The sequence below is a fragment of the Amycolatopsis sp. NPDC024027 genome, from assembly GCF_040638975.1.
Classification (GTDB): Bacteria; Actinomycetota; Actinomycetes; order Mycobacteriales; family Pseudonocardiaceae; genus Amycolatopsis.
Genome location: NZ_JBEZYY010000010.1, coordinates 112564 through 135863 on the forward strand (window position 1 = coordinate 112564; position 23300 = coordinate 135863).

At 72.3% G+C, this 23300-nt stretch carries 22 protein-coding genes; 11 read left to right on the plus strand and 11 right to left on the minus strand.

Annotated features, from left to right (window positions below):
- Positions 1 to 46: 46 nt before the first annotated feature.
- Positions 47 to 718, minus strand: coding sequence for a PadR family transcriptional regulator (locus AB0F52_RS24730; RefSeq protein WP_360175387.1), 672 nt, complete (start codon positions 716 to 718; stop codon positions 47 to 49).
- 368 nt (positions 719 to 1086) lie between these two features.
- Positions 1087 to 1971, minus strand: a complete 885-nt coding sequence (locus tag AB0F52_RS24735; protein WP_360175390.1) for an SDR family oxidoreductase — start codon at positions 1969 to 1971, stop codon at positions 1087 to 1089.
- Between the two features lie 122 nt (positions 1972 to 2093).
- Between AB0F52_RS24735 and AB0F52_RS24740 the strand changes: the two genes are divergently transcribed.
- Complete coding sequence (locus tag AB0F52_RS24740; protein WP_360175393.1) at positions 2094 to 2996, plus strand: LysR substrate-binding domain-containing protein; 903 nt, start codon at positions 2094 to 2096, stop codon at positions 2994 to 2996.
- Here the strand turns inward: AB0F52_RS24740 and AB0F52_RS24745 are convergent.
- Positions 2993 to 3892, minus strand: coding sequence for a LysR family transcriptional regulator (locus AB0F52_RS24745; protein WP_360175396.1), 900 nt, complete (start codon positions 3890 to 3892; stop codon positions 2993 to 2995). The genes AB0F52_RS24740 and AB0F52_RS24745 overlap by 4 nt on opposite strands.
- 70 nt (positions 3893 to 3962) lie before the next feature.
- Between AB0F52_RS24745 and AB0F52_RS24750 the strand changes: the two genes are divergently transcribed.
- Both AB0F52_RS24750 and AB0F52_RS24755 read left to right on the plus strand, forming a co-directional pair.
- Positions 3963 to 4931, plus strand: a complete 969-nt coding sequence (locus tag AB0F52_RS24750; protein ID WP_360175399.1) for a putative sulfate exporter family transporter — start codon at positions 3963 to 3965, stop codon at positions 4929 to 4931.
- 113 nt (positions 4932 to 5044) lie between these two features.
- Complete coding sequence (locus AB0F52_RS24755) at positions 5045 to 6529, plus strand: sialidase family protein (protein WP_360175402.1); 1485 nt, start codon at positions 5045 to 5047, stop codon at positions 6527 to 6529.
- Between the two features lie 42 nt (positions 6530 to 6571).
- On the opposite strand, the gene AB0F52_RS24760 is transcribed toward AB0F52_RS24755, so the two are convergent.
- Complete coding sequence (locus tag AB0F52_RS24760; RefSeq protein WP_360175405.1) at positions 6572 to 7180, minus strand: MmpS family transport accessory protein; 609 nt, start codon at positions 7178 to 7180, stop codon at positions 6572 to 6574.
- Positions 7181 to 7347: 167 nt separating this feature from the next.
- Between AB0F52_RS24760 and AB0F52_RS24765 the strand changes: the two genes are divergently transcribed.
- Genes AB0F52_RS24765 through AB0F52_RS24775 form a run of 3 tightly spaced genes read left to right on the plus strand, consistent with a single transcriptional unit; the run spans position 7348 to position 11099 of the window.
- Positions 7348 to 8547 carry a histidine kinase gene (locus AB0F52_RS24765; protein WP_360175408.1) on the plus strand — a complete coding sequence of 400 codons (1200 nt, stop codon included), beginning with the start codon at positions 7348 to 7350 and terminating at the stop codon, positions 8545 to 8547.
- Positions 8548 to 8556: 9 nt separating this feature from the next.
- Complete coding sequence (locus tag AB0F52_RS24770; protein WP_360175411.1) at positions 8557 to 9216, plus strand: response regulator transcription factor; 660 nt, start codon at positions 8557 to 8559, stop codon at positions 9214 to 9216.
- Positions 9213 to 11099, plus strand: coding sequence for a hypothetical protein (locus AB0F52_RS24775; protein WP_360175414.1), 1887 nt, complete (start codon positions 9213 to 9215; stop codon positions 11097 to 11099). The genes AB0F52_RS24770 and AB0F52_RS24775 overlap by 4 nt, the downstream gene beginning before the upstream one ends.
- A gap of 10 nt (positions 11100 to 11109) precedes the next feature.
- On the opposite strand, the gene AB0F52_RS24780 is transcribed toward AB0F52_RS24775, so the two are convergent.
- From AB0F52_RS24780 to AB0F52_RS24790, 3 genes are all read right to left on the minus strand, one after another.
- Positions 11110 to 12390 (minus strand): MFS transporter, encoded by a 1281-nt coding sequence (locus AB0F52_RS24780; RefSeq protein ID WP_103338857.1) that lies wholly within the window; start codon positions 12388 to 12390, stop codon positions 11110 to 11112.
- Between the two features lie 79 nt (positions 12391 to 12469).
- On the minus strand, positions 12470 to 12976 hold the full coding sequence (locus tag AB0F52_RS24785) for a flavodoxin domain-containing protein (protein ID WP_360175417.1): 507 nt from the start codon (positions 12974 to 12976) through the stop codon (positions 12470 to 12472).
- A gap of 91 nt (positions 12977 to 13067) precedes the next feature.
- Positions 13068 to 14201: a nitric oxide synthase oxygenase gene (locus AB0F52_RS24790; protein WP_360175892.1), complete on the minus strand. Its 1134-nt coding sequence runs from the start codon at positions 14199 to 14201 to the stop codon at positions 13068 to 13070.
- Between the two features lie 452 nt (positions 14202 to 14653).
- On the opposite strand from AB0F52_RS24790, the gene AB0F52_RS24795 reads away from it, so the two are divergent.
- Together AB0F52_RS24795 and AB0F52_RS24800 are read left to right on the plus strand one after the other, a co-directional pair.
- Positions 14654 to 15679 (plus strand): GTP-binding protein, encoded by a 1026-nt coding sequence (locus tag AB0F52_RS24795; protein ID WP_360175420.1) that lies wholly within the window; start codon positions 14654 to 14656, stop codon positions 15677 to 15679.
- A 68-nt stretch (positions 15680 to 15747) separates the two neighbouring features.
- Positions 15748 to 16002 (plus strand): hypothetical protein, encoded by a 255-nt coding sequence (locus tag AB0F52_RS24800; protein ID WP_360175423.1) that lies wholly within the window; start codon positions 15748 to 15750, stop codon positions 16000 to 16002.
- Here AB0F52_RS24800 and AB0F52_RS24805 read toward each other — a convergent pair.
- Positions 15999 to 16559, minus strand: a complete 561-nt coding sequence (locus AB0F52_RS24805) for a TetR/AcrR family transcriptional regulator (protein ID WP_360175426.1) — start codon at positions 16557 to 16559, stop codon at positions 15999 to 16001. The two genes, AB0F52_RS24800 and AB0F52_RS24805, sit on opposite strands and share 4 nt — an antisense overlap.
- 98 nt (positions 16560 to 16657) lie before the next feature.
- Between AB0F52_RS24805 and AB0F52_RS24810 the strand changes: the two genes are divergently transcribed.
- Positions 16658 to 17788 carry an MFS transporter gene (locus tag AB0F52_RS24810; protein WP_360175429.1) on the plus strand — a complete coding sequence of 377 codons (1131 nt, stop codon included), beginning with the start codon at positions 16658 to 16660 and terminating at the stop codon, positions 17786 to 17788.
- Here AB0F52_RS24810 and ligD read toward each other — a convergent pair whose 3' ends face one another.
- Both ligD and AB0F52_RS24820 read right to left on the minus strand, forming a co-directional pair.
- Positions 17789 to 18793 carry a non-homologous end-joining DNA ligase gene (gene ligD, locus AB0F52_RS24815; protein ID WP_360175432.1) on the minus strand — a complete coding sequence of 335 codons (1005 nt, stop codon included), beginning with the start codon at positions 18791 to 18793 and terminating at the stop codon, positions 17789 to 17791. It abuts the gene before it with no gap.
- A complete protein-coding gene (locus AB0F52_RS24820) occupies positions 18790 to 19869 on the minus strand; it encodes an ATP-dependent DNA ligase (protein ID WP_360175434.1) in 1080 nt (359 codons plus the stop codon). The genes ligD and AB0F52_RS24820 overlap by 4 nt, the downstream gene beginning before the upstream one ends.
- Positions 19870 to 19923: 54 nt before the next feature.
- Between AB0F52_RS24820 and AB0F52_RS24825 the strand changes: the two genes are divergently transcribed.
- The gene (locus AB0F52_RS24825; protein ID WP_360175437.1) at positions 19924 to 20430 is read left to right on the plus strand and encodes a DinB family protein; all 507 of its coding nucleotides are present in this window, start codon (positions 19924 to 19926) and stop codon (positions 20428 to 20430) included.
- Positions 20431 to 20485: 55 nt separating this feature from the next.
- Here AB0F52_RS24825 and AB0F52_RS24830 read toward each other — a convergent pair whose 3' ends face one another.
- Positions 20486 to 21646: a DUF1015 family protein gene (locus tag AB0F52_RS24830; RefSeq protein WP_360175440.1), complete on the minus strand. Its 1161-nt coding sequence runs from the start codon at positions 21644 to 21646 to the stop codon at positions 20486 to 20488.
- Between the two features lie 121 nt (positions 21647 to 21767).
- On the opposite strand from AB0F52_RS24830, the gene AB0F52_RS24835 reads away from it, so the two are divergent.
- Entirely contained in the window at positions 21768 to 23276 is a 1509-nt protein-coding gene (locus AB0F52_RS24835; RefSeq protein WP_360175443.1) for an MDR family MFS transporter, read from the plus strand.
- The last annotated feature ends 24 nt before the right edge of the window (positions 23277 to 23300 follow it).

A 23300-nucleotide genomic window follows, 5' to 3' on the forward strand; every position in this document is an offset into this window, starting at 1 on the left:
CCGGATCAGCCCGCCCGCCACCGAGACCAGCCCGCGGACCCGGCCGTCAGGCGTCCTCGTCCTCCAGGCCCGCGTCGGCCAGTACCGCGTACACCCGGCGCCGCGCGTCCGCGAGGATCTTCTTCACCTCCGCGACCTGGGCCTCGTTGCCGCTGTACCCCACCTGGGCGGCCGCGCCGGACAGCTCGCCCAGCGCGTGCCACAGCGCCGCGAACCGGTCGGCGCCCGGCTCCTCCTCCGGCTCCTCCCACAGCGCCGCGAACTCCTCCTCGCGGCCCGCCACGTGCTCGCGCCCCGCCTCGGTCAGCTCCGCCACCCGGCGACCGGCCGTCTCGACCGTGTGGACCAGGCCCTCGTCCTCCAGCTGCTGCAGGATCGGGTACACCGATCCCGGGCTGGGCCGCCAGCGATCGTGCGTGCGACGCCGGATTTCCTGCATCAGCTGGTAGCCGTGCCTCGGTTCCTCGGCCAGCAGCGCCAGCACCGCCGGCCGCACCGGGCGGGCCGGCGGGCGGCCTCCGCCGCCGCCGCGGAACTCGCGGACCCGCTGGAACGGCCCGCCCCCGCCGAACCAGCCGCCCGGGCCGCCGAACGAGCCCGGGCCGCCCGGGAACCCGGGGAAGCCCGGGCCGCCCGGGGGCTGGGGCGGGTGAGGTGGCGGCGGCGGGAACCCTCGGGCGAGCTCCGGGCCGCCGTCCCAGTCCTCCTGCCCCGGCACCTCATGCTCCGGCCCCGGATGCCCGTGCCCGAATCCACCGTGCTCGGCCCCGGCGTGCCCCGGGTGCCCGAACCCCGCGTGTTCCGCCCCGGCGTGCCCCGGGTGCCCGTGCCCGAACCCCGCATGCTCGGCCCCGGGTCCCGGATGCCCGAATCCCGCGTGCTCAGCCCCGACGCGCCCCGGCCCCGGATGGCCGTGCCCGAACCCGCCGTGCCCGCCCCCCGGGTGCCCGGGGTGCCCCTGCCCGAAGTGCCCCCCGAACCCCGCGAAAATCCGTTCCGCGCCCGCGCTCATCTCCATGATGACCCTCCAAGTCGTATCGGCGACATTCACACGATATATCGCCGCTCGATCGAGGGCAAGGAAGGTCAGCCGAAGTAGTGCCCGGCTTCCAGGTCGGCGACCAGGCCGGGCCACTCGGGCAGCCACCCGAGCCGCTTCTGCGTCAGGACGCTCGACGCCGGCGCGTCCGGCCCGGCGAAGTGCGCGAGCCAGCCGAAGTGGCCCCGGACGTCGGCCACCGACCGCACCGGCAGCCCGAGGCGCTCCCCGATGACCCCGGCGAGCACGTTCAGCGGCACGCCTTCGTCGCCCACCGCGTGCAGCCGCACGCCCGCGGGCGCCGCCTCGACGGCCAAGCGGTACAGGCGCGCCGCGTCGAACCGGTGCACCGCGGCCCAGCGGCCCGTGCCGTCGCCCGGGTAGGCCGATACCCCCGTCTCGCGCGCGAGCCGGATCAGGGCCGGGACGAACCCGTGCCCGTCGCCCTCGCCGTGCACCGAATGCGGCAGCCGCAGCACCGATGCGCGCACACCGCGCTCGGCCAGCGCGAGCGCCGCCGCCTCCGACGCCGATCGCGGGAACGCCGGGTCGGCCGCGTCTTCTTCGGTGGCCATCCGCCCCGGGGCCACCGGGCCGGTCGCGGCCGTGATGATCAACGCCTTCCCGGATCCTTCGAGCGCTTCGCCGAACGCACCGATCGCCGCACGGTCGGTCGCGGCCGCGCCCGTGAGGTCGGCGAAGTCGTCGTGGACGTAGGCGGTGTGGACGACCGCGTCCGCTTCGGCGGCTGCCGCGCGGAGGCCGTCCAGGTCGGTCAAATTCCCGCGCCGGACCTCGGCGCCGGTGGCCGCGAGCGCCGCGGCCTTGTCGTCCGAACGGGAAAGGCCGAGGACCTCGTGCCCCGCTTCCCGCAGTTCCCGGACGACGGCGCTGCCGACGAACCCGGTCGCGCCGGTGACGAACACCCGCATTTTCGTACTCCTCGTAGCTGGCTGACAGTGGTTCCATCGTTGGGCCGCGGCGGCCCGGACGTCCAAAGCCTGGTTCTCATCAGCCGATACGGTTCAGGCATCACCGCAGCTAGACTGCGGTCATGGCGGACCTGGACCTGCGGCTGGTGCGGTACTTCACGGCCGTGGCCGAGCATCGGCACTTCGGGCGCGCGGCGGCCGCGCTGCACACGACGCAGCCGTCGCTGAGCCGGCAGATCCGCCGGCTCGAGGGCCAGCTCGGCGCGCGCCTGCTGGATCGCACGCCGCAGGGCACGCGGCTGACCGAAGCGGGCGAAGTGTTCCTGCCCCGCGCCAAGGCGCTGCTGCGGTCGGCCGAGCAGGCGGCGGTGAGCACCCGCGCGGCGGCCGCGCCGAGCCGCATCACCGTCGGCTACCGGACGAACCTGTTCGTCACGCCGGCGGTGCGCGAACTGCGCCGCCGCCACCCGGAGGCCGAGGTGCTGACCCGGCACCTCGGCTGGACCGAAACCCGGGCGGCGCTGCTGGAGCACCGGGTGGACGTCGCGGTGACGCGGTTGCCGCTGCGGGCCGACCAGCTGCGGGTCACCGTGCTCTACCCCGAAGAGCGGGTGCTGCTGGTGTCGGCGGACCACCGCCTGGCCGGCCGGGAGTCGGTCACGCTGGCCGATTTCGCGGACGAGCCGCTCCCCCGCGTCGACGACCCGGAGTGGAACGCGTTCTGGCGCATCGACCCGCGCCCGGACGGCCGCCGCGCCCCGGACGGCCCGCTGATCAAGGAGTTCGAGGAGAAGTTCGAACTGATCGCCGCGGGCCAGCTGGTGGCGATCGTCCCGGCCGGGGTCCGGTTCAGCCGGCTCCGGCGCGACGTGACGATCGTTCCGCTGGACGGCATCGAGCCGTGCCAGGTGGCCCTGGCCACCCGCGCAGCCGACGACAACGACCTCCTGGTGTCCGCGTGCAAGACGCTGGAGGCGCACCTGACCAGCCCCGAAGCGGCCGGCCTCAAGGTTTCGGCACGCTAAGAACCGGACCGCACCGCCAGCGTCAGCAGTTCCGCCGCCGGGCCCGTCAGGCGCCGGCCCGCCGGCCACACCGCGCGCAGCACCCGGCCCAGCTCCACGTCCTCCACCGGCACCGGCACCAGCCGCCGGCCGGCCACTTCGCGCACCACGTCGAGGTCGCTGATCACCGCCGGCCCGGCGCCGGTGATCACCGCGTTGCGCACCGCCGAGGCCGAACCCAGCTCCAGCAACGGCCGCACCGGCCCCGCCCCCGCCCGGCGCAGCGCCGTCTCGACCGTCTCGCGCGTTCCCGAGCCCGGCTCGCGCACCACCAACGGCGTCGCGGCCAGCTCCTCGGCCCGCAGCGGACGACGGCGCCGCGCCCAGGCGTGCCCCGCCGGGACCACCACGACGAGCCGGTCCGCCGCGACGCGGCGCGTGGCCAGCCCCGGCCACGGCCCCGGCGACTCGACGAACCCCAGGTCCACCCGCCCGCGCGCGACCAGGTCGGCGACCTGCTCGGAGTTCACCACCTCGAGCCCGACGTAGGTGTCCGGCCCGGTCCGCTTGACCTCGCCGATCCAGGCGGGCACGAAGTGCTCGGCGAGCGTCATGCTCGCCGCGACGCGCAACTGCGCGCCACGCTGGGTGCGCAGGGCTTCCGCGCCGGTGCGCAGTCCGTCCACTTCGGTCAGCACGCGGTGGGCCCAGCCCGCGATCACCCGGCCGTCCGGGGTCAGTGCCGAGCCGCGCCGGGTCCGGTCCACCAGGGACAGTCCCAATTGGCGTTCCAAAGTGGACAGTCGTTTGCTCGCCGACGGCTGGGCGATGCCGAGGGCGCCCGCCGCCTGGCCGATGCTGCCGAGGTCGTCGACGAGCACCAGCAGGCGCAGCGAGTCCAGATCCGGTCCGGTCATAGCTTCAGTCTATGACCTCACCACGGACTGCCGGCTACCGCGCGCGCCCGCGGGCGACGACGCTGCAGGGATGGCACTGACGACGGCGAAGACCTCCGGCTTCGCGATCACCGGGCTCGGCGTCGCCGCGGCGTACGCGCTCAGCTCGGCCTGGCCGGTGGTGGGCGCCCTCACCGTCGCGGTGGTGCTCGGCGTCGTGGTCGGGAGCACGCCCGTCCTGACCGGCGAGCAGCGCCAGGCCGTCGCCCGTCTCACGAAACGCCTGCTGCGCGCGGGCGTCGTCCTGCTCGGGCTCCAGCTCGCCGTCCCCACCGTGCTCGCACTGGGCCCCGGCACGCTGGCCGCGGTCGTGCTGACGGTCGCCGTCACCTTCCTCGGCACGCTCGGCCTCGCCCGGCTGGTCCGGGTCCCGCGCAGTCTCGCCCTGCTGATCGCCACCGGCTTCTCGATCTGCGGTGCGTCGGCGATCGCCGCGATGGAAGGCGTGATCGAGCGCGACGACGAAGACGTCGCCACCGCCGTCGCACTCGTCACCTGCTACGGCAGCTTCGCCTTGGCCGCGCTTCCCCTGCTCGCGCGCGCCCTCGGCTTGGACGCGACCCGGACCGGCAGCTGGGCCGGGATCTCGGTGCACGAAGTCGCCCAGGTGGTCGCGGCGGCCGGGCCCGCGGGCCCGGCCGCGGTCGGGATCGCCGTCGTGGTGAAGCTGAGCCGCGTCGTGCTGCTCGCCCCGGTGGTCGCGCTCGTCGGCGCGACCGAACGCGGCCGCCGCGACACGCACGCTCCGCTCGTGCCGCTGTTCGTCCTCGGCTTCGTCGCGATGGTCGCCGTCCGGAGCACCGGCCTGGTCCCCGCGTTCGTGCTCGACGTCGCGAAGACCGCGTCGACGCTGCTGCTCGCGGGTGCGTTGTTCGGCCTCGGCTGCGCGGTGCGGCTCGGCACGTTGCTGCGTGGTGGCGGACGAGCCTTGCTCTTGGGTCTCCTGTCCACGCTTCTGGTGCTGGCGACCGGGTTCGGCACCCTGGCCGCGTTCGCCTGAACTTTGCCTGCCGGTCACGAATAGTTCGTTATACGCGAGGTTGTACGGCTCTTGTACGGATTGCGCCGACGCTGCTGCCGAGACGTGAAACGAATCCGTAGGGAGCTCGAACCGTGAAGATCACCCGAATCGCCCAGGGCCTGCTGGCCGGGCTCCTGGGATGCGCCGCCGTCGCCGTCCCGGCCGCCGTCGGCGCCGCGACCGCCCAGGCCGACGTGGCCAGCTCGGTGGTGTTCGCCAGGAACACCGACGGCCATGACTGTTACCGCATCCCCACCGTCGTCAAGGCGAACAACGGCGACCTGCTCGCCTTCGCCGAAGGTCGCAACGACGGAGCCAGCTGGTGCAACGACCTCGGCAAGATCGACCTCGTGATGAAGCGCTCCACCGACGGCGGCAAGTCGTGGGGCGAAATGAAAACCGTCATCACCGCGTTCGGTGATGTGAAGGGCAACCCCGCGCCGATCGTCATCCCGGGCAGCAACCGGATCGTGCTGCTGTCCACCATGCAGTGCTTCACCAGTCCTAAGTGCAACCGGATCCCGCGCGTGTCCATCAGCGACGACAACGGGAAGACGTGGGACGCGCCGAAGACGCTGACCACGGAGCTCGGCTTCTCGACCGCGCCGGAATGGCTGGCCACCGGGCCGTCCCACGGGATCGTGCTGACGCGCGGCGCCCACGCGGGCCGGCTCGTCGCCGGGATGAGCTACTCGAACATCGGCGCCCTGATCTACAGCGACGACAAGGGCAGCACCTGGCACCTCGGCGCCGAGGGCAAGCCGACGTCGAGCGCGATGAACCCCCAGGAGATCAGCGTCACCGAGCTCAACGACGGCCGGGTCTACGCCGCCGCCCGCAACCAGGCGAACGACGGCAACAAGTGCCTGGCCGACGGAACGCGCAACCGGGCGTTCGCGATCAGCTCGGACGGCGCCGAGACCTTCAGCCAGAACTTCACCTTCGCCACCGACCTCGTCGCCTCGGTCGTCGAGGGGTCGACGGGCCGCATGAGCGCCACCGACACCGGCGGCAAGTACAACCGCCTCCTGTTCGCCGCGCCATCCCTCTGCGGCGAACGCAAGGAACTCCGGATCCACTCGTCGTTCGACGAGGGCGCCAACTGGACCGGTACCGCCGGCAGCTTGCTCGTGTGGGGCCAGGACGCGGCGTACTCGGACATGGTTCCGCTGTCCGAGTCGTCGGCCGGAGTGATCTTCGAAGCCGGAACGGGTGGCGAATACCGCAACTCGATCCGCTTCGCCACGATCACCGATACCGCGCTCGGCGCGCCGGCCTGCGGTGGCGGCTACAGCGTGATCGATTCGAAGGCGCTCGGCTCGGCGGGCACGGTCTTCCTGTCGTACAACGGGGCCAACGGAAAGAACTGCGTCAGCACGATGAAGAGCGCGTCCACCGGGACGGGCACGGCGACGTCGGCCTACCTTGAGGTCAAGGGCTCGGCACGGGTCACCGATTCGGGCTCGTTCTCCTACTTCGCCGGCCCGGTCTCGGCGGCCGCGGCGGACAAGTGCGTGAGGTGGGGCGGCTCGGCCGGCGGCCAGGCCTACGACAGCCAGTTCGAGCACTGCAGCTGAACCGGGGTGGGACCCGCCCCTGGCGGGTCCCACCTCCCCGGTTCAGAAGCCGGTGCAGCCGGCGACGGCTCCGGGCCCGGCCGCGGTCGCGGTCTTCGCCTCCTTGCCGTCGACGATCACCTTGCAGGTCACCGAGCCGCCGTCGGGCCCGGCGGTCGCGGTGAACTGGGCTCCCGCGAGGAACCCGGTGGCTTCGACGGTCTTGGTCCACGGCACCGCGGCCGACGTCTCGGTGTTGATCAGGATCGTGTTCCGGTCGAAGGTGCTGTAGTCGATGTCGACGGTCTTCGCGTCCCCGCTCACCTGGTAGACGACGGTGTGGTGCTGGGTGGCCTGGTCGTTGACGTCGCTGATCGCCTTGCCGATCACCACCGCCCACAGGATGCTGACGACCAGCCCCAGCAGCGACACGATGACGCCGGCGATCGAAAGGCCCTTGTTGGTGGCCTTTCCGCGGCGCACCCTGGCCACGCCGACCGCGGACAGGATCAGGCCGAGCACGGACAGGGGCCAGGCGACCACACCGGCGAGCGGGATCGGCGCGATCACCAGCCCGATCAGGCCGAGGACGAACCCGGCCGTGCCCAGGCCGTTGCGCGGCGGCGTGGCCGGCGGGGCCGCGTGCTGCTGGAGCGGGGTGTAGTCGGTCATCGGGGTTCCTTTCGCTGCTGCTTGACGGCGAGAAGGAAACCAGCGCGGCGGGGCGTCCCGCGTCATCCGCGGGCCTCGACCCGTTACGACGAAAGTCGTCACCGGAGGCGGGGTGGACAAGCGGAAGGGCTGATGGTCCGGACCGGGGCGCCTCGTAGGCTTTCGCCATGGGACGCTCCGTGCTTCGGGTGGTGTGCACCGTGCTCGCGGTCGCGGCGGGCGTGCTGACGAGCACCGTCAACTTCGCGTTGGAAAGCTCGCCGCCGGACGACCCGGACGCGTTGCCCACGGCGTTCGGGATGCTCGGCTGGCTCGTCGCGATCGGCGCGGCGGTCATGCTGGTCTGGCGGCACCGCTGGCCGCTGCTCGTGACCGGCATCGCGGTGGTGCCGCCGCTGCTGCTGGCTGGCGACTCCATGGCGGCGCTGATCGCCCTCGCCGCGCTCACCACCCGGTACGTGGGCTGGTGGCGGTGGAGCGCGGCGACGCTGGTGTTCGCGGCGACCGGGCTCGCGGTCTGGCGGGACGCGAGCCGGGCCGCGGAGTCGTCGCTCGCCGAGGCCTGGATGTCGACCGGCTCGACCGCCGCCAAGCTCACCGGGGTGGCGCTGACCGCGGTGGTGTACACGGCGGTGCCCCTCACGCTGGGGATCGTCCGGCACAGCCTCGCCGAGACGCGCCGCCGGATCGCCGAGCAGGAGGCGCTGCGCGATCAGGTGGCACGCAAGGAGGAGCAGGCGCGGATCGCCCGCGAGATGCACGACGTCCTCGGGCACCGGCTGTCCCTGCTTTCGTTGCAGGCGGGCGCGTTGGAGGTCACCGCCGCCACGACGCCGGACGCGGTGGCGGCGGCCAAGACCGTGCGGACCACCGCCCGGCAGTCGCTCGACGACCTGCGGCAGGTGATCGGCGTGCTGCGTGGCCCGGGCTTCGCCGAGCGGGCACCCGGCGGCCCCGCGGAGCCGCCACCGCCGACGCTGGCCGACATCCCCGACCTGGTCGCCGGCGCCCGGCAAGCGGGCCTGGCGGTCAACGTGACGATCCTGCTCGACCAGGTGTCGGCGGCTCCGGTCCCGCTCGCCACCGCGGCGTACCGGATCCTCCAGGAGGCCCTGACCAACGTGCTGCGGCACGCACCGGGGGCGCCGGCGGAGGTGCTGGTGCGCGGCGGCCCGGGCGCGGGGTTGTCCCTGGAGGTCCTCAACCCGCTGCCGCCGCACCCGGTGCCGTCACCGGGGTCGGGCACCGGGCTCACCGGCGTCAACGAGCGGATCGCCCTGCTGGGCGGCACCCTCACGGCGGGTCCGGTCGACGAGCGGACGTTCGCGCTGCGGGCCTGGCTGCCGTGGGTGGTACCGGCGCCCTAGCATGAGCGGGTGAGCGTGCGCGTACTGCTCGTCGACGACGACCCGCTGGTCCGCACCGGACTGTCCATGATCCTGGGCAGCACGCCGGATCTGCGGGTGGTCGCGGAGGCGGGCGACGGCGACGAAGCGGTCCAGCAGGTCGCCCGGCACGCGCCGGACGTGGTGATCATGGACATCCGCATGCGCCGCATGAACGGCCTGGTGGCCACGGCGGCCGTGCTGGCCCAGCCCCGCCCGCCGAAGGTGCTGATCCTGACGACGTTCGACCTGGACGAGTACGTGTTCGAGGCCTTGGCGGCCGGAGCGAGCGGCTTCCTGCTGAAGGAGGGCTCACCGCAGGAGATCATCGAAGGCGTCCGCGTGGTGGCCAACGGCGACGCGATGTTGTCCCCCCGGACGACGAAGCAGCTGATCGGCCAGTTCGTGGCGGCGCGCGCCAACCCGCGGCGCTCGCGGGCTCAGGCGAAGCTGGAGCTGCTCAGCGTGCGAGAGCGCGAGATCGTGACGGCGGTGGCCCAGGGCAAGCCGAACGCGTCGATCGCTGCCGAGCTGTTTTTGAGCGAGGCGACGGTGAAGACCCACATCACGCGGACGTTCGCGAAGCTGGATGTGTCGAACCGGGTGCAGTTGACAATTTTCGCCTATGAAGCGGCGCTCGTGACGCCGTGAAGTCCCGTTGGATCCGCCGTGCTTCGCTCGTCCTGGTCCCGGTCGTGCTTCTGGTAGCGCTGCGGCTCGGATGGCTGAGCTGGCTGGTGGCGGACGGTGGTCCGGTCCGGCGGACGCTCGAGGCGCTGAGCTGGCTCGCCGCTGTCGTGGCGGTCGGTTTCTCCCTGATCGACTTGCGACGCCGCCGGGAGCCTGAGGTCCCGCAGAGCGTGTACGTGGGCCGGGCACTCCACCTCGACGGCGACCGGCTGCCTCGCGTCGCCGACGTGTCGCTGCTGGCGTTGCGGGTCAAGCGAGCGGTGGACACGTTCGCCGACCGGGATCTCCCCCGGTATGTGCCCCGGGACCGCGACAAGGACCTGGAGTGGGCGATCGCGAGCGACGGCCTGGTCCTGTTGCACGGCCGCGCCGCCGCGGGCAAGAGCCGCGCGGCGGCCGAGGCCATCCGCCGCCTGCGTCCCGGTCACCAGCTGCTCATTCCGATCGACGGACCGGCGTTGCGGGAGATGGTCGAGTCCGGTTTGAAGGACACCGTGATCTGGCTCGACGACCTTGAACGCTTCCTCGTCCCGGGTGGCCTCGACGTGGGTCTGCTCCAGCGGCTGGCTCCCTCGGTCCGTGTGGTCGCCACCATCCGCGACCACGAGCTCGCTGCCTTCCGGGCCGTCGAAGGCACGATCAACAAAGCTGCGGCGGATCTGATCGCCGGAATCCCGCCGAGCCATCTGATCGCGATCGAGCAGCACTTGACGGAGGCCGAGCAGGAGCGCGCGAAGACCGCACGGGCAGGTGACCCGCGCATCGGCCGGGCGCTGACGGCTTCTGAGGGGTTCGCGGAGTACCTGGCGGCGGGCACGCCGATGCTGCAGCGCTGGTCGGTCGGTGACAGCCCGCTGTTCTACGTCGGCCAGGCCCTGATCAGCGCGGCGGTCGACTGCCGCCGGGCGGGCTACACCGAGCCCGTTCCGCGCACCACGCTGGCCGAGCTGCATCGCTGCTACCTGCCTGCGCCGTGGTGCGACCGCCCCGATCTGCCGTCGGTCACCGAAGGTCTGCAGTGGGCGGCCCAGCCGGTGCTCAGCGCCAGTTCATGTCTGCAGCCTCGGGCCGATGGCCGGTACCTGGCTTCTGACTACCTGGTGGACCAGGCGCAGGAGGGCACCAGCCCACTGGGCGATTCGCCTGTCCCGGATGACACGTGGGATGCCGTGTTCTCCCTGAGCTCCGACCGAAGTGTCGCGGCAATCGGCATGGTCGCATACCTGGCTGACCGGTTCGAGTTCGCCGAGAAATGCTTCCGACGGGCCTTCGAGACCGGCGACGCGGAGGCGATCGGGCTGATCGCCCTGGCCATCGGCAAGCTGGGTCGCTTCCGCGAGGTGCAGGAAATCTTCCGCGACGCAGCCTGGACCGGCGACGGAATAGTCATGGTCACGGCAGCAAAGGCGCTCTCCAGCAACGGCGGCTTCGAAGAGCTTACCGAGCTTGCCCGGCAGGCGGTCGAGACGAAGATCGGACTGGCCCTTCCCATCTTGGCGGCCGCCATCACCGCCGACAGCCCCCGGCCGGATCTCCATGAGCTCGCCGTCTTCGCCATCGACCAAGGGCGGACGACTGCGGCTTTCGTGCTTTCGTCCTTCATCGCACTGAACCCCGCCACCGCTCACCTGACCGGCCTGGCTCGCCGTGCGATCGAAATGGGCGACCCCGCCGTCGCCGCTCACTTGCTAGGCCTGGAACCCGATCCCGCGCACGTCCTTTCCTTCCTGGAACACGCCCGGCAGAGCGGCCGGAGCCAATTCGCCGCAATCTACGAACGGATGATGATCGAAGAAGCATTGGCCGGATCACGCGAAAGTTCCGAAGCGGAGCCCGACACCTGAGCGGACCAGCTCATTGCGCCCCGGCCGGTGCGGTCGCCACCGCGGACTCGCCGAACTTGATGCCCTTCGCCTCCTTCCCGATCGCCGTCAGCACCGCGACCGCGATCAGGCCCGGCACCACCGTCCACACCAGAGCCGAGGTGTACCCGTGCGATTCCGCGATCGCCTGCTGGATCGGCAGGTTCAACGCCGCCAGCAGGTTGCCCAGCTGGTAGGTCACTCCCGGGTAGAACCCGCGGATCGCGTCCGGTGACATCTCCGTCAGGTGCGCCGGGATCACTCCCCACGCCCCCTGGACCATGATCTGCATCAGGAACGAGCCCAGCGCCAGCATGCCCGCGCCGTGGTCGAACGCGAAGATCGGGATCACCGGGAGCCCCAGGACCGCCGCCGTCACGATCGTGCGGCGGCGGCCCAGCCGCTCCGACAGCGTGCCGAACGTCAAGCCGCCGATGATGGCTCCGATGTTGTACAGCACCGCTATCCACGTGCTCGTCGCCGCGCTCAGCCCCGCGCCGCCGTTGTCGTGGGCCTTCAAGAAGCTCGGGTAGACGTCCTGGGTTCCGTGGCTCATCCAGTTGAACGCCGTCATCAGCAGGATCAGGTAGCCGAAGCGGCGGATCACCTTCGGGTTCAGCAGGATGTCCTTCACCGACGTCCGCGTCACCTTCAACTTCTCTCGGGCGGTCTCCCACACCTCCGACTCGCGGACGCGCGCGCGGATCAGCAGGCTGATCAGCGCCGGGAAGATGCTCAGCACGAAGATCCAGCGCCACTGCAGATCGAGCGCCGAGTGAAACAGCAGGTACGCCAGCGCCGCCAGCAGGTAGCCGATCGAATAGCCGACCTGCAGCAGGCCCGAAAAGAAGCCGCGGCGCTCGACCGGGATCTTCTCCATCGCCAGCGCCGCGCCCAGGCCCCACTCGCCGCCCATGCCGATGCCGTAGACGAACCGCAGCACCAGCAGCACCGTGTAGTTCGGCGCGAACGCGCACAGCAGGCCGGCCACCGAGTACAGCACGACGTCGGCCATCAGCGGGATCCGGCGGCCCACCCGGTCGGCCCACAGGCCGAACAGGAGCGCGCCGACCGGGCGCATCACCAAGGTCGCCGTCGTGATGAACGCCAGCTGCGTGGCCGTCGCCCCGAACGACTTGTCCTTCGCGATGTCCGCCAGGACGAAGACGACGAGGAAGTAGTCGAACGAGTCCATGCTCCAGCCGAGCAGCGCCGCGAGGAACGCGTTGCGCTGGTCCGAGGTAAGCGCTTTCTTGCCCGGTCGATCCGTCACGTTCGCCCCGTTCCGTCGGTTGCCCACCGGAAGACCTCAGGCCCGGTTTAGCACCCACCGCCCCGGGCGGGCAAGAGGGTCAGAGTGCGACGCGGATGCGGACCCGGCGGCCGACGTCCCGGGCCCACGCCTTGATCCGGTCCCAGTCGCGGAAGTCGCCGGCCCGCCGGCCCGACGCCACCAGCTTCGGGATCAGGCCGTGCACGGTCGCCGGGTCCAGCCGGCCGCCGAAGGTGGCCGTGCGTTCCGCGTCGATGCGCGCGGCCAGCAACGCCACGTTCGCCGGCAGGCTGACCTGGTGCGTGGCCGCGCCGGGGCCGCACGGTCCGCTGTGGAACAACCACACCGGACGCTCGGCGAGCGCCCGCGCGTTGCGTTCCAGCAACCGGACGGCCTCCGGGCGCCACCGGTGGTAGTACAGGGCACTGCCGACGACGACCGCGGCGTAGTGCTCGACGCCGGCCACGTCGGCGGCGTCGCGCACGTCGACGGTCAAGCCCCCCGCACCGAGCTCGGCGGCGATGACCTCGGCGATCTGCCGGGTTCCGCCGTGACGCCCGGCGTAGGCGACGAGGACTGCGGTCATGCGGTCCATTGTCGGCCCTCGGGGACCGGACTGCCCCGCGGGTCGCCCACGATCCGCCGAACGGGCGCTCGCACGCTACTCTCCGCAGCCCTCACGGCGGCGGCAGGAACGCCGGTCGCTCCGCCGGGTCCGGTTCGTCGTAGTAGCGGTGGAAAACCGCGGTCTGCCCACCGGACAACGGCGGCACGATCCAGCTCCACTCCGCGGGGCACCGGCGCCCGGCCCGCTCCTCGCGTTCCAGGTGGGACAGGAACCGGCGCGATTCGGTGTGGTGGTCGGCCATCGTGACCCCGGCGGCGTCGAAGGAATGCTGCACCGCCAGCGTCAGCTCCACCAGCGCCCGGTCGCGCCACAGCGTGCGCTCGGACGCGGTGTCCAGGCCCATCAGCTCGGCGACGACCGGCAGCAGGTCGTAGCGCTGCTCGTCGGCCAGGTTCCGGGCGCCGATCTCGGTGCCGAGGTACCAGCCGTTGAACGGCGCGGCCGGGTAGGTGACGCCGCCGATCTCCAGCGGCATGTCGCTGATCGCGGGCACCGCGTGCCAGCGCAGCCCCAGCCCCGCGAACCAGCGGTGGTCCGGGTGGGTCAGCGGGACCTCCAGGACGACGTCCGGCGGCAGGGTGAACAGCCGCGGCTCGCCGGGCACGGCCTCGATCAGCAGGGGCAGGACGTCGAAGGAACCTCTTCGCTCCGGCGGCCGCCAGCCGAGTCTTCGCACCTGCTCGGTGAATTCGGCGTAGCGCGGGTCGCCGAGGACCGAGCCGTCTTCGAAGCGGTACCCGGCGTAGCGGATCAGCTGCTCGTTGTGGATCCGCGGGCCCGGCGCGCCCGGTGCGTCCGGCGCGAAGACGGTGATCGTCGGCCGGATCCGCCCACCCCGGGTGGCCTGGCGGAGGTGGGCGACGCACTCGCCGGCGATCGCGGCGGGGTCGGTGACCCGGCGCCGGTCCCGGATGCGCAGGCTACGCCAGTACAACCGGCCGATGCAGCGCGCCGAGTTGCGCCACGCGACGCGCGCGCCGTACGCCAGCTCGGCCGGGGTGTGCCGGTAGGTGCCGGTTTCCTGGATTTCCGCGCGAACCGCGGCCAGCCGGGTCTCGAACCGCTCGCCCTCTTCCGCGGCACCTTCGGCGAACATCCGGTCCAGGAATTCTTCCGCTTCCGCGGAATTGACGCTTTGCTCCTGGGAGACACGCTGTGGGTAAAGCGGCAGCGAGGGCGTCACCCGCTCGGGTGTAACGGTCACCGCGGTTCCCCACTCTCCGAAATCGCGATCTGCAGCCCGACGAAAAGGTTCACCGTTCCTCCGAGAGTCACCGACGACACTGCCGGCCGGAAGTTCCCACTGCCCTGGGAACTCCGGCCAGGCGGGGGAGGATACCCCAGGTTCAGCGAGGCGGGATCCCCCACTCGGGAACGACGTCCCGGCGATCGCGGAATACCGGCGCACGCAGGTGAAACGCCGAAAAAACAACTACTACCAAGAGTTATTCGGACATGGCACAACGCGTTTTCCGTCAATCGATCACCCCGGGCGGCAAAATTCGCGTGATCCTTTCCCGCGCGGCCGCCTGCGTCTTTTCGTGGGCATTCGCCGAACGGCCTTCACCGGGGTCGGCCTGCCGTGTATGGGCACCGGCGTTAGAGTCGCGGTGATCGGCAGAGGAAGGACGTTTCGTGCACGCCAGGCGCATCCCCGTGGTCCTCGTCGCCGGGTTCCTCGGCGCGGGCAAGACGACGCTGCTCAACCACCTGCTCGCCAACCGCGAAGGCGCCCGGGTCGGCGTCGTGGTCAACGACTTCGGCCGGGTGAACGTCGACGCGCTCGCCGTCGCCGGCCAGGTCGACACGATGGTCTCGCTCGGCAACGGCTGTCTGTGCTGCGCCGTCGACGCCAGCGGGCTGGACGCGATGCTCGCGAAGCTTTCGAGCGCGGAGGCGGGCATCGACGTCATCGTCGTCGAAGCCAGCGGCATCGCCGAGCCCCGCGACCTCATCCGGCTGATGATCGCCAGTGAGAACCCCGACATCCGCTACGGCGGGCTCGCCGAGGTGGTCGACGCCGCCGAGTTCGAGGCCGCCCGCGAACGCCACCCCGAACTGGCCGACCACCTCCGGCTGGCCGACCTCGTGGTGCTGAACAAGGCCGACCGGGTGTCCGCCGGGGCGCTCGCGAAGCTCACCGCGACCGTCGAAGAGCTCGCGCCGGGCCGCCCGCTGCTGGTCACCGAGCACGGTCGGGTCGACCCGCGGCTGTTCTTCGACCCCGAACCCCGGGGCGAACGGGCCGGGCAGCTGTCGTTCGACGACCTGCGCGAGGACGACCACGACCACTCGCGGCACCTGCACGCCGAGTACCAGACGGTCACCTTCACGGCCGCGACCCCGCTGGCGCCGCGCGCCTTCGTCGAGTTCCTCGAGCGGCGGCCGGCCGGGCTCTACCGGATGAAGGGCCAAGCCGACTTCGGCCCCGCCGGCCCCGAATCGCGCTTCCACCTGCACACCGTCGGCGGGTTCGTTCAGCTGGAGCGGTCGGCCTGGCCGCCGGGCGAACCGCGGCGGACCGAGCTGGTGCTGATCGGCGCCGGGATCGACACCGACGCCGTGCTCGCCGACCTCGGCGGCTGCCTGGCCGAAGACCCGGACACCGTGGACGAACGCGGCCTGCTGCACGTCCTGCGGTACCTGCCCGACCAGGCCTGAGCACCCCGCCACGCCGAAGATCGGCAAATGCGCTCGGACCCCGGGCACCGCGACGGACACTGGCCGCCATGACGACCACCGCGGTGAGCGCACCACGCTGGTACCTGGTCGGCGTGCTGCCCGAAGACGTCCCCCTGGCCCACCTGATGACCCGCTCGGGCGATCTCCGCTACCGGCGGTCGGCCTGCGGGGAGCGCGAGTCCCGCAGCTGGAAACCCGTGGACCTGGCCACCGCCGAGCTCACGCCGTGCCCGGCGTGCGTCGCGACGCTGTCCGGCGTCGGCGAGGACCGCAGCCAGCTCGTGCTCGACCTGGGGATCTAGGCGGTCAACGTCCGCGCGAGCCGCTTGGCGGTCTCGAACGGCTGCGCGCCCTGGGCGACCACCGACGTGACCGCGGCGCCCTCCAGCAGGAGCATCAGCTCGTCGGCCAGGACGTCGGCGCGCTCCGGGTCGCCGCGCCGGAGCTGGGCCCGCAGGTAGCCGTGCAACGCGGTCTTGTGGTGGCGGACCACCTCACGGACCGGGTCGGCGGGGTCGGGGAACTCGGAGGTCGCGTTCAGGAAGGCGCAGCCGCGGTAGCCGTCGCGTGCCACCCAGGCTTCGTAGGCGTCGAAGACCGCCAGCACCCGTTCCCGCGGATCGGGGTGCGCGGCGGTGATCCGGTCGACCTCCTCCTGCCACCGCCGGTCACGCTCCCGCAGGTACGCGACGACGAGCCCGCTCTTGGACCCGAAATTGCCGTAGAGGGCCGCCTTCGTCACCCCGGCTTCGGCCGCCACCGTGTCGACGCCGACGGCGTGGATGCCGTCGCGGTAGAACAGCGTCGACGCGGCTTTGAGCACTTTCGCGCCCGCATCTCCGGGACGGGTCCGGGCCACCGCAGTCCTCCGAACAGATCGGTATAGGTCTTCACCTGCGGTGATCGTACCATCGCTTGACACCAGACAGACCTGTCTGTTTGGTGGATGGCGTGGTGATGCAGACGAAGACGGACCGCTGGTGGTCCACGGCCGCGATCGGCGCGGTCGTGATCGCCCTCTGCTACGGGTTCGCGCGGTACGCGTTCGGGCCGTTCGTGCCGCGGTTCAGCGAGACGTTCGGGCTCACGGCGGTCGGCGTCGGCGTGCTCGGCGGCGTGTCCACCGCCGGGTACGGCCTCGGGCTGCTGCTCGCCCCGAGAACGTCCGCGCGGTCGGCACGCGGCACCGTGCTGCTGGCCGCGGCGGCGGCGACGCTCGGGCTCGGCCTCATGGCTCTCGCGCCGCACGTCGCGGTCTTCGGGGCCGGGATCGCCGTCGCGGGGGCCGGCGCGGGCCTCGTCTCGCCGGGCGTCGCGCAGCTGATCGGCGAGACCGCCGGGGCGCGCACCCGCGACCGGGCGCAGACCTGGGCCAACACCGGAACCGGGCTGGGCCTGGCCGCGTCGGCGTTCACTCCCCTGCTCGCGTTCGGCTGGCCGGTGATCTGGTCCGCGTTCGCCGCCCTCGGCGTGGCCGTGGCGCTGATCGCGTGGCGGACGTTGCCGCACTCACCCGGGCCCGCCGACGTCCCGGCGAGCTCCGGTCCCGGCGGCGGAATGGTCCCGCTCGTGGTCAACTCCGTCCTCATCGGCGTGACGAGCGCGCCGTACTGGACGTTCTCCAGCTCCCGGCTCGCCGAAGCCGGGCTGAGCCCGGTGGCGGCGACCTGGTGCTGGGCCGCGATCGGCGTGGCCGGGTTGCTCGGCGGCCTGGCGGGGCGGGCGGCCGGGCGCGTGGGCCTGCGGACGGTCAACCTCGTGACGTGGACCCTCGCCGCGGCGGGCATCGCCCTCCTTGCCCTGCCGGACCCGGGCGTGCCCCTCGCCCTGCTTTCCGGCGCGCTGTTCGGCAGCACCTACATGGCGCTGACCGGGCTGTGCATCCTCTGGGCGGCCCGCCTCTTCCCGGCGCGGCCCGCCCGGGGCATCACGTGGTCGTTCGCCGGTCTCGGCGCCGGCCAGACCGTCGCCTCGCCGCTGGCCGGCGCGGCGGCCGCGGGCCTCGGGTCCGCGGCGGTGTTCGGGCTCACCGCTCTGGTGGCCCTCACCGCGTGGAGCCAGCTCCACCGGCGTCTCGGGCCACCCTGATCACGCCTTCTTCGCCCGGCTCGGCGCCACGCGCGGTGGCTCGTTGGGCATCTTGGGGTACACCGGCGGCCACGGCGCGTCCATCAGCCCGGCCGCCAGGTCGCGTTCGGACATCTCCAGCAGCGGCTCGATCGACTGCGGCCGCTCCCCCGCCCCGGCCCACGGATCGCCGCGCTCGGCGACCCGCGCGGGCACCGTGCTCAGCGTCAGCGTGCCGGGATCGACGGTGTCCAGTTCGTCCCAGCCGATCGGGGTGGACACCTGGCCGCCGACGCGCGGGCGCACGCACCAGGTGCCGAACACGGTCTTGTGCGGGGCGTTCTGGTTGAAGTCGACGAACACGCGCGTGCCGCGTTCTTCCTTCCACCACTGCGCGGTGACCTTCTCCGGGTGCCGGCGTTCGAGGGCCCGCGCCAGCGCGACCGCGGCCGCCCGCACCTGGAGGCCGTCCCAGCGCGGCTCGAGCATCACGTACAGGTGCAGCCCCCGCGAACCCGACGTCTTCAGGTGCCCCTCGATGCCGTGCTCGGCCAGGAACTCCCTGGTCAGCACCGCGGCTTCGCGCAGCTCGTCGAACCCGATGCCGGGCGACGGGTCGAGGTCGACGCGCAGTTCGTCGGTGATCTCGGGCGTGTCGGCGAGGTAGGGCCAGACGTGGAAGCCGAGGCAGCCGAGGTTCACCGCCCAGAGGATGTGGGCGAGGTCCTTCGCCACCAGCGCGTCGCTCGTCGTGCCGTTCGGCGTCGAGACGACCGTGGTGGTCAGCCACGGCGGCGCGCCCTTGGGGACGCGTTTCTGGAACCAGTTCTTGCCGCCGGCGCCGTCCGGGTAGCGCTCCAGCAGCAGCGGACGCCCGCCGAGCCGGGCCAGCAGCGGCCCGGACACCGCCCGGTAGTACTCGACGAGGTCGAGCTTCGTCTCGCCGCGTTCCGGGAAGTAGACCTTGTCCGGGCTGCTGATCTTGACCTCGACGCCGTCGACGTCGAGCAGGACCGCCCCGCTCATCGCGCCTCCCCGAACAGCTTCGCGAGCTCGGCGGGCGGTGCCTCGTCGAGCTGGGCGTACGTGCAGGACTCCGGCGTGCGGTCGGGCCGGAAGCGGACCAGCCGCCCGCCGTGCCGGAACCGGCCGCCCTGCAGGTGCTCGTAGCGGACCTCGGCCACCCACTCCGGGCGCAGCGGCTCCCACGAGAGGTCCTTCTGCGGGGCCCACCGGCTGTTCGCGCCCGGCTGGCGGCCTGGCTCGGGCTCGTATTCGGCCCAGGTCCGCCACGGGTGGTTCTCGAGTGCGTTCTCGCGCAGCGGCGCCAGTTCCTCGACCAGCTCGGCCCGCCGCGCCTTGGTGAAACTGCTGGCCACCCCGACGTGGTGCAGGACGCCCTCGTCGTCGAACAGCCCGAGCAGCAGCGAACCGACGCCGGCGCCGTCCTTGTGCCAGCGGAAGCCGGTGACGACGCAGTCGGCCGTGCGCTCGTGCTTGACCTTCAGCATGACGCGCTTGTCCTGCTCGTACGGCAGGTCGCCGGGCTTCGCCATGACGCCGTCGAAGCCCGCGCCCTCGAACCGGGTGAACCAGTCTTCGGCCTGGCCGGGGTCCTCGCTCAGCGGGGTCAGGTGGATGCGCTGCAGACCTTCGGCGTCCGTGCGGAGGATGCTTTCGAGCTGCTTGCGCCGCTCGCGGAACGGCTCCTCGGTGAGGTCGGTGTCGCCGAGGGCGAGCAGGTCGAAGGCGACGAAGCTGGCCGGCGTCTCCTCGGCGAGCTTGCGCACGCGCGAAGCCGCCGGGTGCAGCCGCAGCTGCAGCACCTCGAAGTCCAGCCCGGCCGGCGTGACCAGCACGATCTCGCCGTCGACGACGCAGCGGGGCGGCAGCGCGGCGGCCAGCAGCTCCACCAGCTCCGGGAAGTAGCGGGTCAGCGGGCGGTCGTTGCGGGAGCCGAGCTCGATCTCGTCGCCGTCGCGGAACACGACGCAGCGGAAGCCGTCCCACTTGGGCTCGTAGAGCAGCCCCGGTGCACGAGGTACCTCGTGCACCGCTTTCGCGAGCATCGGCCGCACCGGCGGCATGACGGGCAAGTCCACCGCGCGAGCTTAAATCACGGGTACGACATTTCCGGTCGTGATACACACTCCTTCGTGACCACCGAACGCCCCGCACCGCCCCTGACCGGCGGCGAGCGCGAAATGCTGCGCACCTTCCTCGACTTCCACCGCGCCACCCTCGCGATGAAGTGCGACGGACTGTCCGACGAGGACCTCCGCCGGGCGTCGAGCCCGCCGTCGACGCTTTCGCTGCTCGGCCTGGTCCGGCACATGGCCGAGGTCGAGCGCACCTGGTTCCGGCGGGTGATCAACGCCGAGGACGTCCCGCTGCGGTGGTCGCCCGAAGGGGACTTCCAGGCCGCTTACGACGCGAGTTCGTCCACGCGTGCGGAAGCCTTCGAGGCGTGGCAGGCCGAGGTCGAGCAGTCACGCAAGATCGAAGAGGCGGCCGAGTCCCTGGACGTCACCGGCCACCAGCCGCGCTGGGGCGAGGACGTCTCGCTGCGGCTGGTGATGCTGCACATGATCCACGAGTACGCCCGGCACAACGGCCACGCGGACTTCCTGCGAGAGGCCATCGACGGCGTCACGGGAGCCTGATGGAGCTGCTCGCCCGGCTGCGCCCCGGCCGGGTTCTGAACTGGTAGGACGCCCGCTAAAGCTCCGCCAGCACGAGCCCGCTGCGCGGCTTCGGCGTGAAGTACGTGGCCTTCCGCGGCATCCGGCGCCCGGCCGCGTGCACCGCGAGGACGTCGGCGTAGCTCACCGGGGCCAGCAGCACCACCGCGTCCGCGTCCGGCGGCAGCGGGCGGCCGGCCGGGAGCGGGCGGACGCACGGCCCGTCGGGGTCGACGCCGAGCGCGCGGGCGAACAGGACCTGCTCGACGATCTCGTGGTCGATCACGGGCCCGGGCCCGGCCACGGCCGGGAGCGGGATCCGCAGCACGGCCGCGCCGGCGCGCACCACGACCTCGCCGGTGACCGGCACGGCTTGTTCGTCGTAGCGGACGTCCAGCCCGGCCTCGCACCAGCGGGACACCAGGTCTTCGGGGCCGAGGCCGGTGCCGGTGAGGACGCGGTGGATCGCGCCGATCTCCAGCGCCGGTCCCGCGGTGACCAGGGCGAGCAGCGCGCCGTGGCCGGCCGCCGCCGCGGCGGCCACGCGGTGGTTGCCGTCGGCGACCAGGAGGTCCGTGCCGGCGACCGCGGCCAGCAGCCGGCTCTGCAGCGGCCCTTCGGGCACCACCCACAGGTCGTGCCGCCGCCCGGCCGCGTCCGAAGTGGACAGATCGGGCAGGCCGAGGCCGGCGCAGGCCTGTTCGACCTGCTCGGTCAGCTCCGCGCCGGCGCCGGCCGGGACGAGCAGCGCCGCGCTGGTCGCGCAGCCCAGCCCGGCGAGCACCGCGGCCCGTTCGGCGACGACGTCGGGGTAGACGTCCTCGGTGTGGCGGACGCGCGCGGCGCCGTCGTCGGTCACCGCCGCCGGGTCGACCAGGCAGAGCAGGCCGAGCGCCACCCCGTCCGGCCCTTCGATCCGGTACGGCGCGACGACGTCGCGGACCGGCCGGTAGGACCGCTTGCGGAGCCGTTCGAGCACGGCGCGGGCGATGGGGACGGCGGCCATCAGGTCGAGACCACGCGCCAGGGCCGCAGGGGTGCGGGCCGGGTGCTGCACGGCCAGCAGGCTGTCGGCGGCTCCGGGCGCGGCCAGCGCCGCGATCACGCGCTCGGGCTCGGCGAACTCGTCGACGTCGGGGCCGGGGACCGCGTCGCGGACCACCCAGCCCCGCCCGATCGGCCGGATCCAGTCGCTCATCCTGTCCATCTTGCGCCACGGGCGCCGGGAAATTCGCTGGGGCCGGTGCCACCGGGATGGAATGCTTAGGACTGCAAAGTAGTTGACCCCGGTCATGACCGTCCCGAGGAGCACCCCGCCGATGACGACATCCGCCGCCCCGAAGGGGGTCGGCTTCCGGTCCGAACGCGGGCCGGTGCTGATCGCGGTCATGCTCAGCACGGCGCTGGTCGCGCTGGACAGCACGATCATCGCGACCGCCGTCCCGTCGGTGGTGCGTGACCTCGGCGGCTTCGCGCAGTTCCCGTGGCTGTTCTCGATCTACCTGCTCACCCAGGCCGTGACGGTGCCGCTCTACGGCAAGTTCGCCGACGTGCTCGGCCGGCGGCCGGTGATGTTCTTCGGGATCGCGGCGTTCCTGGTCGGTTCGGTGCTCTGCGGTGCGGCGTGGAGCATGCCGGTGCTGATCGCCGCCCGGGCGGTCCAGGGCATCGGCGCCGGAGCGATCCAGCCGATGTCGATGACGGTGATCGGCGACCTGTACACGGTGGAGGAACGCGCGCGGGTGCAGGGCTACGTGGCCAGCGTCTGGGGCGTGGCTTCGGTGGTCGGCCCGACGCTCGGCGGCGTCTTCGCCGAGTACCTGGACTGGCGCTGGATCTTCTTCATCAACCTGCCGCTGGGCGCGATCGCGGCGCTGATGCTGTTCCGCAACTTCGCCGAGCACGTCGAGCGCAAGCCCCACAAGGTCGACTACCTGGGCGCCGCGCTGCTCACCATCGGCTGTTCCCTGGTCATCCTCGGCCTGCTCGAGGGCGGCGTCGCGTGGGCGTGGGGCTCGCTGCCGAGCGTCGGGATCTTCGTCGCGGGCGCGCTGATGCTGGTGGCGTTCGTGCTGGCGGAGAAGCGCGCGGCCGAGCCGGTGCTGCCGCTCTGGGTGTTCACCCGGCGGGTCCTGGTGGGCGGCAACCTGGTGGCGCTGGTGGTCGGCGCGGTCCTGATGGGCCTGACGTCGTACCTGCCGACGTACGCACAGGGGGTGCTCGGCGCGGGCGCGCTGGTGGCGGGGTTCGCGGTGGCGGCCCTGACGGTCGGCTGGCCGATTTCGGCGTCGCTGGCGGGCAAGATCTACCTGCGCATCGGCTTCCGCGACACGGCGTTGATCGGCAGCGTGTTCATCATCGCCGGCGGCGTATTGGTGGCTCTTCTCGGCGCGGGTTCGTCACTCTGGGCGGCGGCGTTCGCGGCGTTCGTCCTCGGGGTGGGCCTGGGCCTGGCGGCGAGCCCGACGTTGGTGGCGATCCAGTCGGTGGTGGGCTGGGACCGCCGTGGCGTGGTGACGGCGACGAACCTGTTCAGCCGCTCGCTGGGGAGCGCGGTGGGGGCGGCGGTCTTCGGGGCGATCGCCAACGCGACGCTGGCGTCCCGGTTCGCGAACCCGCCGGCGGAGGTGGGTCCGCTGCCACCGTCGGTCGACGCGACGAGCCTGGTGCTGGGCGGGCACCCGGCCGATTCGCCGGCCGCGGTGTTCGTGCGCGGGGCGTTGGCGGATGCGACGCACTATGTGTTTTTGGGACTGTTGGCGGTGGCGGTCTTGTCGGTGGGGGCGTTGTTGCTGATGCCGCGGAAGACCGAGCAGCTGGAGTTCTAGACCGAATTTCGGCGGCGTTCCCGG

Coding starts and splice junctions, on each gene's coding strand:
- AB0F52_RS24735 (WP_360175390.1), bottom strand. CDS start 1,971: ATGCGGGTGTTCGTCACCGGCGCGACCGGGTTCGTCGGCAGCGCCGTC.
- AB0F52_RS24740 (WP_360175393.1), top strand. CDS start 2,094: ATGGCGGACCTGGACCTGCGGCTGGTGCGGTACTTCACGGCCGTGGCC.
- AB0F52_RS24745 (WP_360175396.1), bottom strand. CDS start 3,892: ATGACCGGACCGGATCTGGACTCGCTGCGCCTGCTGGTGCTCGTCGAC.
- AB0F52_RS24750 (WP_360175399.1), top strand. CDS start 3,963: ATGGCACTGACGACGGCGAAGACCTCCGGCTTCGCGATCACCGGGCTC.
- AB0F52_RS24760 (WP_360175405.1), bottom strand. CDS start 7,180: ATGACCGACTACACCCCGCTCCAGCAGCACGCGGCCCCGCCGGCCACG.
- AB0F52_RS24765 (WP_360175408.1), top strand. CDS start 7,348: ATGGGACGCTCCGTGCTTCGGGTGGTGTGCACCGTGCTCGCGGTCGCG.
- AB0F52_RS24785 (WP_360175417.1), bottom strand. CDS start 12,976: ATGACCGCAGTCCTCGTCGCCTACGCCGGGCGTCACGGCGGAACCCGG.
- AB0F52_RS24800 (WP_360175423.1), top strand. CDS start 15,748: ATGACGACCACCGCGGTGAGCGCACCACGCTGGTACCTGGTCGGCGTG.
- AB0F52_RS24810 (WP_360175429.1), top strand. CDS start 16,658: ATGCAGACGAAGACGGACCGCTGGTGGTCCACGGCCGCGATCGGCGCG.
- ligD (WP_360175432.1), bottom strand. CDS start 18,793: ATGAGCGGGGCGGTCCTGCTCGACGTCGACGGCGTCGAGGTCAAGATC.
- AB0F52_RS24830 (WP_360175440.1), bottom strand. CDS start 21,646: ATGAGCGACTGGATCCGGCCGATCGGGCGGGGCTGGGTGGTCCGCGAC.
- AB0F52_RS24835 (WP_360175443.1), top strand. CDS start 21,768: ATGACGACATCCGCCGCCCCGAAGGGGGTCGGCTTCCGGTCCGAACGC.